At 47.6% G+C, this 16,359-nt stretch carries 17 protein-coding genes; 10 read left to right on the top strand and 7 right to left on the bottom strand.

Annotation, left to right across the window (positions count from 1 at the left end; translation table 11 throughout):
• Positions 1-50: 50 nt before the first annotated feature.
• On the bottom strand, positions 51-1,238 hold the full coding sequence (locus ACZGCQ_RS10450) for an aminotransferase class I/II-fold pyridoxal phosphate-dependent enzyme (RefSeq protein WP_481266197.1): 1,188 nt from the start codon (positions 1,236-1,238) through the stop codon (positions 51-53).
• Between the two features lie 148 nt (positions 1,239-1,386).
• On the opposite strand from ACZGCQ_RS10450, the gene ACZGCQ_RS10445 reads away from it, so the two are divergent.
• The gene (locus tag ACZGCQ_RS10445; protein ID WP_481266196.1) at positions 1,387-2,997 is read left to right on the top strand and encodes a glycoside hydrolase family 13 protein; all 1,611 of its coding nucleotides are present in this window, start codon (positions 1,387-1,389) and stop codon (positions 2,995-2,997) included.
• Between the two features lie 72 nt (positions 2,998-3,069).
• On the opposite strand, the gene ACZGCQ_RS10440 is transcribed toward ACZGCQ_RS10445, so the two are convergent.
• The 3 genes from ACZGCQ_RS10440 to ACZGCQ_RS10430 all read right to left on the bottom strand — a co-directional run bounded on the left by ACZGCQ_RS10440 (position 3,070) and on the right by ACZGCQ_RS10430 (position 5,163).
• Positions 3,070-3,798 carry an MBL fold metallo-hydrolase gene (locus tag ACZGCQ_RS10440; RefSeq protein WP_195864458.1) on the bottom strand — a complete coding sequence of 243 codons (729 nt, stop codon included), beginning with the start codon at positions 3,796-3,798 and terminating at the stop codon, positions 3,070-3,072.
• Between the two features lie 126 nt (positions 3,799-3,924).
• The gene (locus ACZGCQ_RS10435; protein WP_481266195.1) at positions 3,925-4,731 is read right to left on the bottom strand and encodes an SMP-30/gluconolactonase/LRE family protein; all 807 of its coding nucleotides are present in this window, start codon (positions 4,729-4,731) and stop codon (positions 3,925-3,927) included.
• A 168-nt stretch (positions 4,732-4,899) separates the two neighbouring features.
• Entirely contained in the window at positions 4,900-5,163 is a 264-nt protein-coding gene (locus tag ACZGCQ_RS10430; RefSeq protein WP_023469359.1) for a metal-sensitive transcriptional regulator, read from the bottom strand.
• Positions 5,164-5,389: 226 nt separating this feature from the next.
• Between ACZGCQ_RS10430 and ACZGCQ_RS10425 the strand changes: the two genes are divergently transcribed.
• From ACZGCQ_RS10425 to ACZGCQ_RS10415, 3 genes are all read left to right on the top strand, one after another.
• Positions 5,390-5,953: an RNA polymerase sigma factor gene (locus ACZGCQ_RS10425; RefSeq protein WP_481266194.1), complete on the top strand. Its 564-nt coding sequence runs from the start codon at positions 5,390-5,392 to the stop codon at positions 5,951-5,953.
• Positions 5,934-6,671 (top strand): anti-sigma factor, encoded by a 738-nt coding sequence (locus ACZGCQ_RS10420; protein WP_481266193.1) that lies wholly within the window; start codon positions 5,934-5,936, stop codon positions 6,669-6,671. The genes ACZGCQ_RS10425 and ACZGCQ_RS10420 overlap by 20 nt, the downstream gene beginning before the upstream one ends.
• A 183-nt stretch (positions 6,672-6,854) precedes the next feature.
• Positions 6,855-8,897 (top strand): bifunctional diguanylate cyclase/phosphodiesterase, encoded by a 2,043-nt coding sequence (locus ACZGCQ_RS10415; protein ID WP_481266192.1) that lies wholly within the window; start codon positions 6,855-6,857, stop codon positions 8,895-8,897.
• A gap of 230 nt (positions 8,898-9,127) precedes the next feature.
• Here the strand turns inward: ACZGCQ_RS10415 and ACZGCQ_RS10410 are convergent, their stop codons facing one another.
• From ACZGCQ_RS10410 to ACZGCQ_RS10400, 3 genes are read right to left on the bottom strand one after another with little or no spacing between them, the layout of a single operon-like run.
• Positions 9,128-9,475 carry an iron-sulfur cluster biosynthesis family protein gene (locus tag ACZGCQ_RS10410; protein WP_029342593.1) on the bottom strand — a complete coding sequence of 116 codons (348 nt, stop codon included), beginning with the start codon at positions 9,473-9,475 and terminating at the stop codon, positions 9,128-9,130.
• A gap of 51 nt (positions 9,476-9,526) precedes the next feature.
• Positions 9,527-10,258 carry a hypothetical protein gene (locus tag ACZGCQ_RS10405; protein ID WP_029342592.1) on the bottom strand — a complete coding sequence of 244 codons (732 nt, stop codon included), beginning with the start codon at positions 10,256-10,258 and terminating at the stop codon, positions 9,527-9,529.
• A gap of 59 nt (positions 10,259-10,317) precedes the next feature.
• Positions 10,318-11,163 carry a DegV family protein gene (locus ACZGCQ_RS10400; protein WP_440718579.1) on the bottom strand — a complete coding sequence of 282 codons (846 nt, stop codon included), beginning with the start codon at positions 11,161-11,163 and terminating at the stop codon, positions 10,318-10,320.
• 187 nt (positions 11,164-11,350) lie between these two features.
• On the opposite strand from ACZGCQ_RS10400, the gene ACZGCQ_RS10395 reads away from it, so the two are divergent.
• The 6 genes from ACZGCQ_RS10395 (at position 11,351) to ACZGCQ_RS10370 (ending at position 16,358) form a co-directional block, all read left to right on the top strand.
• Positions 11,351-11,896: a helix-turn-helix domain-containing protein gene (locus ACZGCQ_RS10395; protein ID WP_081834740.1), complete on the top strand. Its 546-nt coding sequence runs from the start codon at positions 11,351-11,353 to the stop codon at positions 11,894-11,896.
• 13 nt (positions 11,897-11,909) lie between these two features.
• Positions 11,910-13,004, top strand: coding sequence for an ABC transporter ATP-binding protein (locus ACZGCQ_RS10390; RefSeq protein ID WP_023469351.1), 1,095 nt, complete (start codon positions 11,910-11,912; stop codon positions 13,002-13,004).
• On the top strand, positions 13,001-13,810 hold the full coding sequence (locus tag ACZGCQ_RS10385) for an ABC transporter permease (RefSeq protein ID WP_029342588.1): 810 nt from the start codon (positions 13,001-13,003) through the stop codon (positions 13,808-13,810). The genes ACZGCQ_RS10390 and ACZGCQ_RS10385 overlap by 4 nt, the downstream gene beginning before the upstream one ends.
• Complete coding sequence (locus ACZGCQ_RS10380) at positions 13,810-14,610, top strand: ABC transporter permease (RefSeq protein ID WP_029342587.1); 801 nt, start codon at positions 13,810-13,812, stop codon at positions 14,608-14,610. Before ACZGCQ_RS10385 ends, ACZGCQ_RS10380 begins: the two co-directional genes overlap by 1 nt.
• Before the next feature lie 3 nt (positions 14,611-14,613).
• Positions 14,614-15,687 carry an ABC transporter substrate-binding protein gene (locus ACZGCQ_RS10375; RefSeq protein ID WP_047393031.1) on the top strand — a complete coding sequence of 358 codons (1,074 nt, stop codon included), beginning with the start codon at positions 14,614-14,616 and terminating at the stop codon, positions 15,685-15,687.
• A gap of 161 nt (positions 15,688-15,848) precedes the next feature.
• Entirely contained in the window at positions 15,849-16,358 is a 510-nt protein-coding gene (locus ACZGCQ_RS10370) for a hypothetical protein (protein ID WP_029342585.1), read from the top strand.
• The last annotated feature ends 1 nt before the right edge of the window (position 16,359 follow it).

Raw genomic sequence — 16,359 nt, 5'->3', positions numbered from 1 at the left:
GGATTTACTTTAACGGAAATGATTCCCATCTGTCAAATGTTTTTTCAGAATTATTCCGCAACAGGTGTCCGGAACAGGTTAAGCGTTCCGATTCGATTGACGGCTTCTTCCAATCGTTCGACGTCAGCAATCAAGCTGATCCGGACATAGCCTTCACCGTATTCGCCGAAGAATGATCCAGGGGTCACGGCGACGTGTGCTTCGTCAAGCAGGTGATCGGTGAAGCTTTGCGACGTGTAACCTTCAGGAACAGGAAGCCAGACGAAGAAGGAACCGCCCGGACGTGGTCCACTCCAACCGATCGCATCAAGTTTTGCGAACAATGCATCACGTCGTGTTTCATACAAGCTACTTAACTCACGGACACATGTCTGGTCACTCGTCAGAGCGACGGTCGCAGCGTGTTGAATCGGTGTGAAGGCACTGACGTAAAGATGTTCCTGATACGTCTCGATGCTTGAGATGACGGACGGATTTCCGATGGCGAAGGCAATCCGGAAGCCTGACATGTTGAAGCGTTTTGAGAGTGAGAATAGCTCGATCCCGACGTCTTTTGCACCTTCCGTTTGCAGGAAGCTTCGCGTCGGACCATCGAAACTGATGCCACCGTATGCTAAGTCATGGACGACACAGATATCATGAGCATCAGCGAAAGCAACGGTCTGTTCGAAGGCTTCTGCCGTCGCCGTAGCGCCTGTCGGATTACTCGGGTAGTTGAGGAACAACATCCGGGCACGCTCGACATCCGTCGTATCAAGTAAGTCGTAATCGGGTAAGAAACCGTTTTTCTCGAGCAACGGAAGCGTAATCGGGAATGCGCCAGCAAGTGCGGCGCCAGACAGGTAATCCGGGTATCCTGGATCGGGGACGATGACCCCTTCTCCAGGGTTGACGATCGTCTGCGGTAAGGCGACGATTCCGGCTTTACTACCGAGGAGAATCGCGACTTCCGTTGCCGGATCGATCGTGACGCCGAATTCAGTCGCATAAAAGCTGGCGACGGCTTGTTTTAGAAAATCATGGCCACGAAACGGTGGATATTGAAGGTTCGTTGGCTCGTCGATGGCTTGTTTTAACGCATCGAGAATATGTACGGGCGTCGTTTGATCGGGTGTTCCTTGACCAAGTGTGATGACATCGTGTCCGGCAGCTTTTACAGCACCGATTCGGTTTGCGAGCTCAGCGAAAACGGGAGCAGGAAGCCGATCAATGGCGATGGATGGAGCGAAATGTTTCATGGATGAATGCCTCCTTCGTGGTATTGTCGTCAAGGATAACGAATATTCAGTCAAAAGAAAAGAACTTTTTCGAAATTCAAAAAAATTGTCGGATAAACAGGTACAGATAAGTGGAGCGGGAATAAAGAGTAGGGAGAGGAGTGAGGAGATGAAGCGAGCTAACTGGAAAGAGGCAGTCGTCTATCAAGTCTACTGGCGTAGCTTTAAAGATTCGAACGGGGATGGGATTGGTGATTTGCGAGGTGTCATCGACAAGCTTGATTACATCGCTTCACTAGGTGTCGATGTCGTCTGGTTGAATCCATGTTATCGTTCGCCGGACGTCGATAACGGTTATGATATTGCCGATTATTACGGGATCATGGAAAAAGCCGGAACGATGGGAGATCTACAGGAGTTGATCACGACCGCTCATGCCCGTGGATTGAAGGTCATTCTCGATTTAGTCGTGAACCATACAAGTGACCAGCATGACTGGTTCCGTCAGTCGCGGGAGCGGATCAACGATAAGGAAGACTGGTATATCTGGCAGGATGGCACGAAAGAGACGCCTCCAAACAATTGGCGCTCCTACTTTGCGCCAAGCCCGTGGACGTGGAGTGAAGAGCGCGGGCAGTATTATTTTCATTCCTTCGCAAAAGAACAGCCAGACTTAAACTGGGAGCACCCAGCTGTGAGGCAAGCGATCTACGATATGATGAACTGGTGGATCGCTCAAGGGATTGACGGCTTCCGGATGGATGTCATCAACTTGATCAAAAAACGGTCGTTCGAGGATGTCGCCAATCCGTTTGATCTATCGTACCTTGGAAATCAGCCAGGCGTGCATGACTTCCTGCAGGAGATGCATGCGAACGTCCTTGCGGGAAAAGATTTATTCACAGTCGGTGAGATTCCGTTCGTTGGTCCGGAAGACGGTCTGTTATATGTCAGTGAAGAACGAGAAGAACTTCGGACGCTGTTTCACTTCGAAATCGCGGACGATATGGAGGCGATGGATCTTTTACGATTCAAGGAAATTCAGAAACGCTGGTACGACGTCTTATACCCACTAGGTGTCAATTCACAGTTCCTCAACAACCATGATCATACGCGACAAGTGACGCGATTCGGCAGTGAACGGTACCGGGTCGAGAGTGCGAAATTACTCGGTTTAATGTTGCATACGTTACCAGGCATTCCGTACGTGTACCAAGGAGAAGAAATCGGCATGACGGGGATTCGCTTCTCAGATCCATCGCTCTATCAAGATGTCGCCTTTCGCAATCGATACGAAGAACGCGTTGCTGGTGGAGAGGACCCGGAGGTCGTACTCTCATCGATGCAGTTACTCGCCCGCGATAACTCCCGCACGCCGATGCAGTGGGACGACACGCATGAAGCCGGTTTTACGAGTGGGAAACCATGGTTAGCGGTCAATCCGAATTATACAGACATCAATGTCGCGCAGGCAGAAGCCGATCCATCGTCCGTACTCGCCTTTTACCGAGCATTGATTCAGATGCGAAAAGATCATCCGATTATGGTTTACGGTACGTACCGAGACTTAGCGCTTCATGATCCGTATCTCTATATCTATGAGCGGGAATTAGAGGGAGAGGTCTGGCGGATCGTCCTCAACGTGCATGATGAACCGATGCAGACCGCCCTCGTCTTACCGCATGAAAAATTGCTCATATCTAACTATTCGGATAGCCCGGATATCTTGCGTCCCTATGAAGCACGCGTCTACCGTTATACTGTTACAGAACAGACGTGAGTCGTCTGTTGAACGAAAAAACATCCGCGACATATCAGGAACACGTTCGCGGATGTTTTTCATATGCGTATATTATTTGAAAGGTGATGATTTTTTCGTCTGTAAGACCTGAGTGAATCGATCGACGGCTTGTCGCATCTCGTAACTCGGTCCGAGAATGAGGGGACCGTGTCCGACGGCAAGAATATCTGGAGACAGTTCCGTCAGTTGATCAGCTGAGCGAAGGGCAACGTCCGGATCCCATGTCGCGAGTGCGGGGAACGGGAATTGCCAACGGACATCACCGGAGACGGCAAGTCCACCTTGCGTCTGAAAAGCATCTCCAGCGATCAAGGTCCGGCTTCCTTCATGCCAAAGCGAGATGGAGCCAGGTGTATGGCCGGGTGAGGCGATGACACTGAGACTTCCGACTTGTTGACCACTCTCGAGTAATCGATCCGGTCGCGTTTTGATGTTTTTCGGAATGCCCCCTTTTAAGGGTGTCGTTTCGCCTTCTCGTAGCGTCTCATCCCCGCTGAGCAATGCAGCATCTCGGTAACTGATACAGACTTGAGCGAGTGGGAAAGCGTTCGCCAGGAAATCAAGTGAGCCGACATGATCGGCGTGCGCATGAGTCAGGATGATTGCACCGAGTGGTTTCTCTTGCTGTCGAATGTAGTGATAGAGCGCCTTTGCGTTGATTCCGAGTCCGGCATCAATCAATGTTAAACTGTCTGCTTCTTCAAACAGGTAGCAGTTGACCGGGAAAAAGGATGGGGTCGTCTGCAATTGGTGTAAACGTTCGATTGTCGTGACACGCATCGGCTTCACTCCTTCAAAAAATGAATAGTCTTCTTCTTTAGTATCGTCTGTTTTTTTAGATGCGTCTAGACGAATTGTGTGGAAAAAGAGGCATCACCTCTAAAAAGATGATCCCTCCTCTACGAATCATTCAAATGTTACGGCGAAGACGGCACCAGCGTGTGGTGCATCATCTCCATTAGCAGCGGTCGTGACGAGCAATCGATCTTCATAGAAAATCGGACACGTCGGATTTGCGACTGGGAAGTCGACATGATCCAATTTTTCGCCTGTCGCAAGATTCCACCGGGTGATGCATGATCCAGCATAATGCGCGATCCAAGCGTGACCTTCCGCGTCCTTCGTCATACCATCCGGGAACCCTTCTTCCTCTTCAAGGTCAACAGCGACACGCTTATTCGAAAGTGGTGCGTCCGGAGCGTAGTCAAAGGCATAGACTTTTTTCGTCGGTGTATCGATGTGATAGAGCGTCTTGCCATCTTCTGACCAGACGAGTCCATTCGAGTTCGTTAAGTCTTCGTGCAAGACATCGATGGAACCATCATGACGCAGACGGAACAATCCAGCGGTCTTGCCGTCTTCTTCATTAATGCTACCGGCGACATATTGTCCGGTCGGATCAAGCTTTCCGTCGTTCATTCGGTCGGAATCGGGTAATGACAGTTGATGCTCAAGAGACAAGTGTCCTTCTTTGAGATCAAACGTTCCGAATCCGTGTTCAGCCGTGACACGTAATAAATCCGGTGCATCGGTCAAGGCAATCGATGTGATGGCGCTTGGTAACGTATGCGGTTTGAGCGCTTCTGTGACGAGGTCATATGAAAAAAGAAGTTGATTCGGAATATCAACGAAATAAAAGCGCTTTGTTTTTGCGTCGTAAACAGGAGATTCGCCTGTCTTACATGCGACATCAATGAATAGGGAAACGGTCATAAGTACTCTTCCTCCTAAGTGGACACCTTTTACGAGCAGTCCAGATAATAACAATTTAGTATACCTGTTTTGACGCGCAATCAAACCTGGATCAAACAGCTGGTATACTAAATAAACGTCTAAAAAAAATAGCCTGCTATCAAAGCAGACTATCCTACGAGCGTTATATCAGCGGCTCTTAACGAGCAAGTTGACCGCTTCCTTGACGAGTTCCTCGGTTTGTCCATCGCCATTTTGTTCGGCGTCCTTGACGCACTCAATTAGATTCGAACTGACGACGACGCCGATCGTCCGGTCAATCGCGGAACGGGCAGCGGAAAGCTGGGTGATGACATCGCGGCAATCTTGCCCTTCTTCCATCATCCGTAAAATGCCTCGTAGCTGTCCTTCGATCCGACTAACACGGTTCTTCATCTTCCGATCATAATCCATTTTTATTCCTCCGATTCCCGTTGACCTGACGTCATGTAGTACCTTTATGCTATGCCCATTACGGTATCGCTGTCAATTCAACAGAATTTTAAGCTATATTTTTGATAGAATGAGGGAATATGGATGTGGTGAAGTTTTTTACTTAGAAATTTGATAAAATCGAAAACGATTTGGTGTCAGCTTGCGTATACTATATGATAAGGCTGACATCAGAAGGAGGAGAAGGATGCACACTCAATCCGATGAATCGCTTTATCATCTGATGCGTAGCGGTGATGAGCAAGCTCTCGAGACATTGTACGATAAGTACGAGAGGCTGTTGTTCTCATTCGCCCATCGCTTTACGAATAATGACCGGTTGTCCGAAGAAGTCATACAAGAAGTATGGATGAAGATTTGGAATGGTCGTGTTGATTTTGATACACAAAAAGGAAAGTTTTCATCGTGGATTTTAACGATTACACGTAACGCGGCACTTGATTGTCTCCGTCGTGAAAAACGACAACCGACAATCGAAGTCGAGGAGCGCGATGGTGGATATGACGAGCCGGTCGAGCGGACGGTCATGCAGCGGGAAACGGCTGCTGAAGTGCGCGGGGCGGTTAGTGAACTGAAACCCGAACAGCAAGAGCTGATTGACCTCGTTTACTTCCAGGGTATGACGCAGCAACAGATTTCAGAGCAGCTCGATTTACCTCTTGGAACGGTCAAGACGCGAATCAGGAGCGCGATTCAAGCATTACGAAAACGAATGGATGGGAGGGAACGAGATGGAAGAACGTTGTCATGACTTAATCGATTATTTCAATGGAACATTATCCGCAGCAGATCGCGACGCGTTCGAAGCGCATCTTGCGACGTGCAAAGAATGTCGTGAAGCGCTTTTAGAAATGGAAGAACTCATGCTTCCCATCGCTGAATCGCTTCCGGAGCGACCCGTTCCTGCAGGTATGAAAGCACGGATTCTTGGAGAAGTCCTTGGTTCAGCAGAGACAGCATCTCCGAAGGAAGCACCGATGACTACTCCGGTAGACATTAAACAAGCACGTCAGCAACAAACGAAGAAAAAGAGTGTCCCACTCGGCTGGTTGATGAGTATCGCTGCCGCCTTGATTCTCTCACTTGGTGCGAATGCCTACTTCCTCTCACAGGAAGAAAGTACGGATACACCTGAGACGTTAGCGATGGATGAAATCAAAGGGATGGGGAACTTCGAAAGCACAGAGTCCATCAAAGGATCGAGCATGATTTTCACACAAAACGATAAATCGTACATGCTGGTCCAGTTGAAAGATTTACCACCCCTTCAAGAAGGGCAACTTTATCAGTTATGGACAATCGAAGGCGAAACACCTACTGCGAACGGTGTCATCGAAAAAGATGGAGAAGCAGCAGCTGTCTTCCCACTTAAAGGAGACGGCAAAGTGGACGCGGTCGCCATCACGGTTGAACCCGAACCGGATTTAGAAAAACCGACAGGCGAAATCGTCGCATCGGTTGCTTTATAAGAATGAAGTTTAGCGGATCCGTCTCGTACGGATTCGCTTTTTTTGTGCAAGGTGCTGAATGGAATAAGTAAATACGCGTTGAAATGATAAGAAATCGAATGAATTTCTAATTTTTACTGAAGAAATGAGACCGAGCAGACGATAGTTAGGAGAATGACAATCCACAAAGAGAGGCCTCATACAATGAATGAATGGATTATCTTAACGAAACATTACGAAGTGACATTGGTCGTGTTGTCGGTGCTTGTTGCCATCATTGGATCATACGGCTCACTAGAGTTAAATCGGCGTCTGGCGAAGGCCACTGCCTTAAAGAAGCGTGCTTTGTTTCTATCGTCGTTAACGATGGGATTATCGATCTGGGGAATGCATTTCGTCGGGATGGGCGCGTTCGCGCTGTCGGTTACGGTTCGCTATGATTGGTTTTTAATGTTCTTGTCCGTCATTCCCGCCATTTTGGCTGCTTTCATTGCCTTCCATCTGTTGTATTCGTCGGTGATTACACGCAAGAAAGTCATTTTAGCGGGAGGACTGATGGGGGGCGGAATCGCCACGATGCATTATCTCGGGATGATGGCAATGGAGTTCGGCGGAACCGTCCGGTATGAGACAAGGTTATTTCTCTTATCGGTCTTGATTGCTGTCACGGTCGCCTATATCGCCTTGCTACTGCTTCATCGTTTGCGACATGTCGATAAGAAACGCATTCTGATTCCCATCGCGATCGTGATGGGGTTTGCCATCTCGTCGATGCATTATGTCGGGATGCTTGGCACCTCGTTTTGTATTCCATCTACCAATGCGGGAATCATCGGGGATACTCCGATCACGTCGAATATCTTGAGCGAAGTCGCGATTCCCGTCTTTTTGATCGTCATCTTGATCGCTGGGCTCTATATTCATCTTGAACGTCGAGCACTGCAAATGATGGCGTATACCGATCATTTGACGGGGCTGCATAATCGCCGGTGGCTCGATCATCATATGGCGAAGGTCGATACCCATTATGGTCGATCGAAACAGGAAATGGCGATGGCATTACTTGATCTGGATGGATACAAATGGGTCAATGATACATTCGGTTTTGATAAGGGTGATGCCGTCATCCGCCAGTTCGCGGAGCGGATGCTACGGACGCTAAAGGAAGATGAAGCATGTATCCGTTACAATGGTACGCAGTTCTTCCTGATCAAACGTGTCTCGCAGGAAGATATGACAGAGGTATTCGAACAGATTTTAGAGGACGTGCGTCAACCGATCGACCTCGAAGATCAGGCAGTCCATCTGACAGCGACGATGGGCGTCATCTTACCAAATACGAAGGAATCGCTTGAGATGCGGATTGGTCAGATGGAGAGTGCGTTACGTGCTGGAAAAAACGAGGGGCGCGACCGCTTCATCGTTTATGATGAGACGCTACACTCGGATCGCAGAGAGCAATTGATTGTCGGTTCATTGCGCCGAGCGATGACGGACTTCAAGGAGTTCGCTCTCGTCTACCAACCGAAGATCGCACTCGCTACAGGAAAGGTTGATCAGGCAGAAGTCTTGATTCGCTGGAATCATCCGAAGTTCGGTTTCATCTCACCGGCAGAGTTTATCCCGCTGGCTGAGAAATATAGTCTGATTCATCGTTTAACGGAGTGGGTACTAAAAGAGACTGTCGCACAGATGGAAATTTGGAAGAAGGAAGATTATTTCATTCGCCAAGTCTCTGTCAACTTATCAGCGATGCATTTCCGGTCCGAGTCACACAACGTAATGATCAAAGAAATCGTTCACCATTCCTTAAAGAATGGAAGTGAATTGCAACTACAGCTCGAAATCACGGAAACGTCCGTCATGGAGAACCTCGACCGAGCGATGACGATGCTTGGTGAACTGAAACAACTCAGTTTGACGATTGCTCTTGACGACTTTGGAACCGGTCTATCGTCGCTAACGCACCTGAAGCATCTTCCGATTGATATCCTGAAGATCGACAAGTCGTTCATCGATGAAGTCCCACATGACGAACGGGGAACGGCGATCACGGAAATGATCATCCAGCTTGCGAAAAGTCTTGGGATCGAAGTCGTCGCGGAAGGTGTCGAGACACTTGAGCAGCATCTCTTCTTGAAACGCCTCGGTTGCGATTATGGTCAAGGCTACTATTACAGTAGACCGATGCACGTCAAGGATCTAAACCAGCGGACGATTGAAGAAACGGTTCTAAATGTCGGATAAGGCAATCCAAACACAACTTTCGTTCGTATACTAGATAAGCATGCGAGGACGGTGCATGCGACGTCTGGGGGGACGCAAAGCGCTGGGTTTTCACCAGCTCGTGCACGATGCAGACAGACATCCAGTACATTCAACTATACTCAGGCAATCCAGCTTTCAACGCAGCAACTGTCTGTTCGAACACAAACAAAGGCAACTTCCACGACGGAAGTTGCCTTTTTCATCTGTGCTTATGAACGAACCGTCAGCACACAGCCTGTCTGATCCGTCACGAGCACATTCGTATTGAAGTATTGTCCATCACTTTTTAAGATGAGGGATTTTTTCTCTGCGTTGTAATCGAGTGTCATTTCTTGATCGAGGAAATGGCTCGACCACCGTTTGACGAGAACGGGACCAACGTTCGAGTCGATCGTCATGTCTTCCGGTGTCGCTTCATCGACGATACGAATACTGAAAATACCAGAGTTTCCGCAACCACAACCCTCTGTATCGTAATAGAGGTGCAGTTGACCGGATACTTCACCGCGTAATTGGCGGATCCGCTCCTGAGCAGATGGTGTAAATGTGATGTTCATGGTCATTCACTCCTTTACCTTAGTATACGCCGTTTGTAGCGGAAAAGAACGTCACTTGCTCACGCTGACCTGGCGGCGCATCCGGACGAGAAGGAAGATGTAACCGGCTAACAATAAGACGACACTACCGAGAACCGTCGTATCGACGAGACCGTTATCGGACTCGAAATTGATCGCGATGTATGCCCAGACGAAGACGAGCGGATAAATCGGATCACGGTTCGCAAACATGAAGAGAAGCGCGATGATGACTCCGACGACAAGTATGATCATCGTCCAACCCGCATCTCCGATTCCGAGCCAAGATGTCACACCTTCTGCGTTGATCGTCAGGAAGATATCAGCAATCGTCGCGACTGATACCCAGCCGAGATACAGCGAGAAGGGTAACTTGAAGCGTAACCCTTTTGTCTCACGATCAATTTTTGAGTAGATCACGATCAATGACAGCAATAGACCGACGATGACGACGACCGAGACAACGAACAGTTCAAACGTGAACGAGACGATCCAACCCGCGTTGAACAGACAGCTGATTAAGAACCAGGGTCCGATTTTTTTCGCGAGTTCGTGTTCCTTGAATTTCGGAATCGATTGTAAAATCAACCAGATGAGTAATACCGCATAAATTAATCCCCAAATCGAGAATGCATACCCAGCAGGTTTGAACAACGTGATGATCGAGTCGGAAATCCGTCCCGTCTTTCCGCCATCGAGAGCGTTCACGGCAATCGTGAAGATGAAGCCGACCCAGTTGAGCCAAATCCATTTATTATTTTTCAAACGAAAAACCTCCTTTATTCTCTAAAGAAGGTTTACCCAAAAATCATTTTCATTAGTCATCAAGGTCGGCGCGTTGGATTTAAAAAGGACATCCCAATGGCTGGGTTCCCCGTATGCGAACCGAGAACCGGTGTTAAGTCATCAATGCGGACACGCACATCGTACTTCGATTCGAGACGTTGTTTCCACTCCAGTGCCAGTTCATACGCTGTTGCATGGAATAAAGAAATATCGGTCACTTGCCCCTGTTCAATAATCGCGACGAGGTGATCAAAAATCTTCGAATGGGCTTTCTTGAACGTCCGGACGGTTTGATAAGGAACGATCTTTCCTTCCTCGAAGTGGAACAAAGGACGAAGCTGTAGCAAGTTACCGACGAATGCTTTTGTAGAAGAGATGCGTCCTCCTGCTTGTAATTGATCGAGGTTCGCAACCGTGAATTCAATGTGATGATCGAAACGACGCTCGAGAATGATCTGTTCGACGGATTCGATCGAGTGCCCCGCTTCGACGAGTTCAATTGCTTCTGCCAGAAGTTGACCGGCTGGGTAAATACCACAGCGGGAATCGATTGCGATCAAACGAAAACCAGCAATCTCTGCCCCTTGAACGGAAGCGCTGTACGTTCCGCTCAGTTCACTCGATAAGTGAACAGCAAAACCGACATCATATTCTTCTTTCAACCGTTCATAATGCTCGGTGAAACTACCGATCGAAGGTTGGCTCGTTGTTACCTTATGTTTTGCATCAATCCAGCTGTAGACAGTCTCCGCATTAACATCGACACCATCGACGAAACTTTCACCATCCTTCATGACGAGTAAAGGGACAACCGAAAGATCATCGCGCTGAGCAATCGTATCCGGTAAAATCGTTGTACTATCAGTGATCCAAGCGATCCGCATAACAAGTTCCTCCTTAAATTAGTACCTGATATTAATTGTAGGTGTAAGCGTTCTCGCTGTCAAATGAACATTAAAAAATATTGAACGTTTTAGTTGATTAAATAATGAAATACGCTATAATCGGTACGTGATTAGTAAACTTTTAGTCATCTTATACTAAACTAAGCCGATGAGAGGAGGACGTCGATTGTACTCAATCGGACAAAAAATCAAGAACCTCCGTCTTCAAAAGGGATTGACGCAAGAGGAACTAGGGGAAAGAACAGACCTGAGTAAAGGATATATCTCGCAACTCGAACGGGAAATCAGTTCACCGTCGATCGAGACGCTGTTTCATCTCCTTGAGGTCCTTGGCATCTCCCCGAAGGATTTCTTTGATGAGGACACACTCAATCAAAAAGTCGTCTATGGGGAAGAAGATGTCACGACGTATGCCGATGAGGAGCAAGGGTATCATGTCACATGGCTCATTCCAGAATCGAACGAAAAAGAGATGGAACCGGTCTTGCTGACACTCGCACCAGATGGAGCATTCAAGACATATGAACCGTCCGGTGCTGAAACATTCGTCTACGTGCTGGCAGGAAGCGTCACGCTGACGCTTGGTCATCAGTCTTTTGTAGCGAATCAAGGGGAGACACTTTACTATAAGGCTTCAGAAATTCATCAATTACGCAATGAGTCGACACAAGAGACGAAGGTCCTCGTGACTGCGACTGACTCATACTTATAAAGGAGGAACTAGATTGGCAGATACTACGATCATTCAATTCAAGGACGTCACGAAACGATACGACGATCAGACCGTCCTCGACCAAGTCAGCTTTGAAATCGAACGAGGAAAGTTCTATACGTTACTTGGACCATCGGGTTGTGGGAAAACGACGATCTTACGACTGATTGCTGGCTTTTCGGAAGCAACAGAAGGAGACATCATCTTCAACGGAAAACGAATCAACGATGTACCGGCGAACAAACGTCAAGTCAATACTGTTTTCCAAGACTATGCACTCTTCCCGCACTTGAACGTTTTCGAAAACATCGCCTTCGGTCTTCGGATCAAGAAGGTAAAAGAAGCAGAAATCGCAAAACGCGTGACGGACGCGTTGAAGTTCGTCAACTTGTCGGGGTATGAGAAACGAGAAATCACCGAGATGTCGGGTGGACAACGGCAACGTGTCGCGATTGCCCGGGCGATCGTCAATGAGCCGGAAGTCATCCTGCTTGATGAACCACTCTCAGCACTCGATTTAAAACTACGGACGGAGATGCAGTATGAGCTCCGCGACTTACAACGTCGTCTTGGCATCACGTTCATCTTCGTCACGCACGACCAAGAAGAAGCACTCGCGATGTCAGATGAGATTTTCGTCCTCAATCATGGTGTCATTCAACAATCGGGCACACCAACGGATATCTATGATGAACCGATCAACCGCTTCGTCGCTGATTTCATCGGTGAGTCGAACATCATTCCTGGACGCATGGTGGAAGATTACCGAGTCTGGTTCGCAGAAAAGGAATTCGAATGTGTCGACCGTGGTCTTGAACTAAACGAACCGGTCGAGATCGTTATCCGTCCGGAGGATCTTGAAATCACGAACGTGACACAAGGGAAACTGCAAGTGACTGTCGATTCGCAACTCTTCCGTGGCGTGCACTACGAGATCGCCTGCATGGATGAAGTCGGCAACGAATGGCTCGTTCACAGTACGAAAAAGGCGACGGTGGGTGAGCAGATCGGTCTGACATTTGATCCGGAAGCGATCCACGTCATGCGATTGAACGAGACGGAAGAAGAATTCGATAAGCGTCTGGAATCCTACGACGGGGTGTTATGATGCAAAAATCACGTAACTGGTATCTCATTCCGTATCTATTCTGGATTGCCTTGTTCGTCATTGCACCAATCGTACTCGTCGTCTACTATTCATTCCTTGATTTGGACGGCAACTTCTCATTTGAGAACTACCAGAACTTCTTTACGTCGACGTATTTGACGATGACACTCAGCTCGTTCTGGTATGCATTTTTGATTACGGTGTTTTCGCTCTTGATCGGTTATCCGACGGCTTACTTGTTGACGAAAACGAAGCATAAACAGTTGTGGCTATTGCTGATCATCTTGCCGACGTGGATCAACTTGTTGCTGAAAGCTTATGCCTTCATCGGATTGTTCAGTACGTATGGTCTCGCGAACCAAACGCTTGAAGCGATTGGGATCGGGCGACAACAGATTCTCTTTACCGACTTCAGTTTTGTTTTCGTATCGGTCTATATCTTCATTCCGTTCATGATCCTACCGATCTTCAACGCGATCGAAAAACTCAGTCCGTCACTCGTCTTCGCTGCACGTGACCTTGGAGCATCAAACTTCACGACGTTCCGCCGTGTTGTCTTCCCGTTGACGCTTGATGGTGTGAAATCGGGCTGTCAGCTCGTCTTCATTCCGGCATTATCGCTGTTCATGATTACGCGTCTGATTGCCGGGAACCGCGTCATCACGCTCGGTACAGCGATTGAACAGCAGTTCCTCGTAACGCAAAACTGGGGTATGGGAGCGACGATTGCCGTCTTCCTCATCATCGCGATGGCAATCATCCTTGCGTTAACGAGCACGAAACGGAAGAAAGGAGCGACGACTTGATGAAACGTCTGAAACTAGCAAATCTTTATTTAATCGGTGTCTTCATCATTTTGTATGCTCCGATTTTCTACTTGGCATTCTATTCGTTTAATAGTGCTGATAACATGACGAACTTCGATTCGTTCACGTGGGATTGGTACAAGGAAGTCTTCCAAGACTCACGCTTGTTGATCATCGTCTTGAACACACTCGTCATCGCCTTGTTATCCGCAGCGATCTCGACGATTCTTGGCGTGTTCGGAGCGATCGGAATTCAAGCCGTGCGCAAGAAGCGCGTCGAGACGTCATTACTAACACTGAACAGCATCTTGATCGTCAGTCCGGATGTCATCATCGGGGCATCGTTCTTGATTTTCTTCACGCTACTTGGCATCCAGCTCGGGTTTACGTCGGTCTTACTGTCACACATCGCATTTTCGGTACCGATCGTCGTCATTCTCGTCCTGCCGAAGTTGCAGGAGATGAGTCCGACGCTCGTTGATGCAGCGCGTGACTTAGGTGCAAGCCGTTGGGACGTTCTGACGAAAGTCATCCTGCCGTACATTACACCAGGTATCTTTGCCGGCTTCTTCACGGCATTGACGTACTCACTTGATGATTTTGCGGTGACGTTCTTTGTGACAGGAAATGGCTTTACGACATTATCTGTAGAAATCTACTCTCTTGCCCGTCAAGGGATTTCGATGAAGATCAACGCCTTGTCGACTGTCATCTTCTTGTTTACGTTCTTACTCGTCATCGGCTACTACTTCTTGAACCAACGAGCTGCTACGAAGCTTTCGCGACCGGAGGTGAAATGACCGTTGAAAAAATTGATTCAATTGTTCGCCGCGATTTTCTTGATTTCAGGTGTCATCCTATTCACCTTGAATCAGTTGAACGAGACACAAGGGTATTCGGGTAAAAATGTCCTGAACATCTACAACTGGGGCGATTACATCGACCCAGCATTGATCAAACAGTTTGAAAAAGAGAGCGGCATCAAGGTCGTCTATCAAACATTCGATTCAAACGAAGCAATGCTGACGAAGATCGAACAAGGCGGAACGACATACGATATCGCCGTTCCGTCCGACTATGCGATTGCGAAGATGATCGATGAGAAGCTCGTTGTTCCGATCGATCATCAAAAGATTCCGAATCTCAAAAACATCGATTCACGCTTTCTAGATTTATCGTTCGATCCGAACAACAAGTACTCGATTCCGTATTTCTGGGGAACGGTCGGTATCGTTTACAATAAAGACTTAATTGGTGGGAAAAAACCGACGAGCTGGAAGGACCTTTGGGATCCGAAGCTAAAGAATCAGATTCTACTCGCTGACGGTGCCCGTGAAGTCATGGGGATGAGCCTGAATAGTCTAGGTTATTCGTTGAATGAAACGGATGAGTCGAAACTACAGGAAGCCAAAGCGAACTTGATGCGCCTGACACCAAACGTCAAGGCAATCGTCGGGGACGAGATCAAGTTATTGCTCGCAAATGAAGAAGCAGGACTTGGTGTCGTCTGGTCTGGTGACGCAAACGAGATCATGAGTGAAAACGAGAATCTCGACTATGTCATTCCAAAAGAAGGATCAAACGTCTGGTTCGACAACATCGTCATTCCGAAGACAGCGAAAAACGTCGAGGGGGCACATGAGTTCATCAATTTCATGTTGCGTCCTGATATTTCAGCGAAGAACGCAGACTACGTCGGCTATTCGACACCAAACAAAGAAGGCTTGAAACTGCTCGATAAATCGGTTCGGACCGATGAGCGATTCTATCCTGATAAACAAGTTACCGATACGCTTGAAGTCTATGAGAACCTCGGAAAGAAAATGCTCGCGCATTACAATGAGTTGTTCTTGGAGTTTAAGATGCATAAGAAATGAGGTAGAACCTAGTGTCATGCGACACTAGGTTCTTTTTTATTTCTCATCAAAAAAATAAATATAAGTTCCCAGAAAAAAACTATAAAAACTGAATAATTTTTTGAAATAGGGGAATCAGTTTATTATCAACGCCTTTCATAGGCGCCGAGGAGGACATCATCATGAAACAAGTCTTAGGAATCATCTTAACTGCCGCACTCACTGTCAGCATCGTGTCAGGCACTTCATATAACCAACCAGTCGAAGCAACTAAACAGACAGACGTCAAATGGTTGCAAGAAATTCAAACACAAGCAAAACAAGCGCGTTCACTCGATGGAAAAGTTGCACTTGAAAAAACGACACTTGCACAAGTACATAAAGCGTACAAGGGGGAAAAGAACTCGAATTGGTGTCAAAGCGGAAATGGTCTCGCCTCAGCGGATCGTGCCCTCCATTACTGTTCTACGTATGGTGTGAAAGATTCAAAAGCGAAAGTCAGTGCTATCGTCTATGATCCGAAGCAGGTTAAACGGACTGTGACGGTCAAGGAAGTTAAACAAGCGTATCCGACAGCGAAACTCGATAAAACATTCAACGTCATGACGGTTTCCTCAAAACAGGTCAACATTTATCTAAATTTGAATTCCGACCGTACACAAGTCATGTCAATTCTAGTAAAATATAACTAAT

The sequence above is a fragment of the Exiguobacterium sp. HSB13 genome, from assembly GCF_056764755.1.
Note: the sequence above shows the minus strand (reverse complement) of the source record. Positions and strands in the feature narration are given on the sequence as shown.

Coding starts and splice junctions, on each gene's coding strand:
- ACZGCQ_RS10420 (WP_481266193.1), top strand. CDS start 5,934: ATGGAAGAACGTTGTCATGACTTAATCGATTATTTCAATGGAACATTA.
- ACZGCQ_RS10425 (WP_481266194.1), top strand. CDS start 5,390: ATGCACACTCAATCCGATGAATCGCTTTATCATCTGATGCGTAGCGGT.
- ACZGCQ_RS10370 (WP_029342585.1), top strand. CDS start 15,849: ATGAAACAAGTCTTAGGAATCATCTTAACTGCCGCACTCACTGTCAGC.
- ACZGCQ_RS10450 (WP_481266197.1), bottom strand. CDS start 1,238: ATGAAACATTTCGCTCCATCCATCGCCATTGATCGGCTTCCTGCTCCC.
- ACZGCQ_RS10435 (WP_481266195.1), bottom strand. CDS start 4,731: ATGACCGTTTCCCTATTCATTGATGTCGCATGTAAGACAGGCGAATCT.
- ACZGCQ_RS10385 (WP_029342588.1), top strand. CDS start 13,001: ATGATGCAAAAATCACGTAACTGGTATCTCATTCCGTATCTATTCTGG.
- ACZGCQ_RS10415 (WP_481266192.1), top strand. CDS start 6,855: ATGAATGAATGGATTATCTTAACGAAACATTACGAAGTGACATTGGTC.
- ACZGCQ_RS10410 (WP_029342593.1), bottom strand. CDS start 9,475: ATGAACATCACATTTACACCATCTGCTCAGGAGCGGATCCGCCAATTA.
- ACZGCQ_RS10380 (WP_029342587.1), top strand. CDS start 13,810: ATGAAACGTCTGAAACTAGCAAATCTTTATTTAATCGGTGTCTTCATC.
- ACZGCQ_RS10440 (WP_195864458.1), bottom strand. CDS start 3,798: ATGCGTGTCACGACAATCGAACGTTTACACCAATTGCAGACGACCCCA.
- ACZGCQ_RS10445 (WP_481266196.1), top strand. CDS start 1,387: ATGAAGCGAGCTAACTGGAAAGAGGCAGTCGTCTATCAAGTCTACTGG.
- ACZGCQ_RS10400 (WP_440718579.1), bottom strand. CDS start 11,163: ATGCGGATCGCTTGGATCACTGATAGTACAACGATTTTACCGGATACG.
- ACZGCQ_RS10430 (WP_023469359.1), bottom strand. CDS start 5,163: ATGGATTATGATCGGAAGATGAAGAACCGTGTTAGTCGGATCGAAGGA.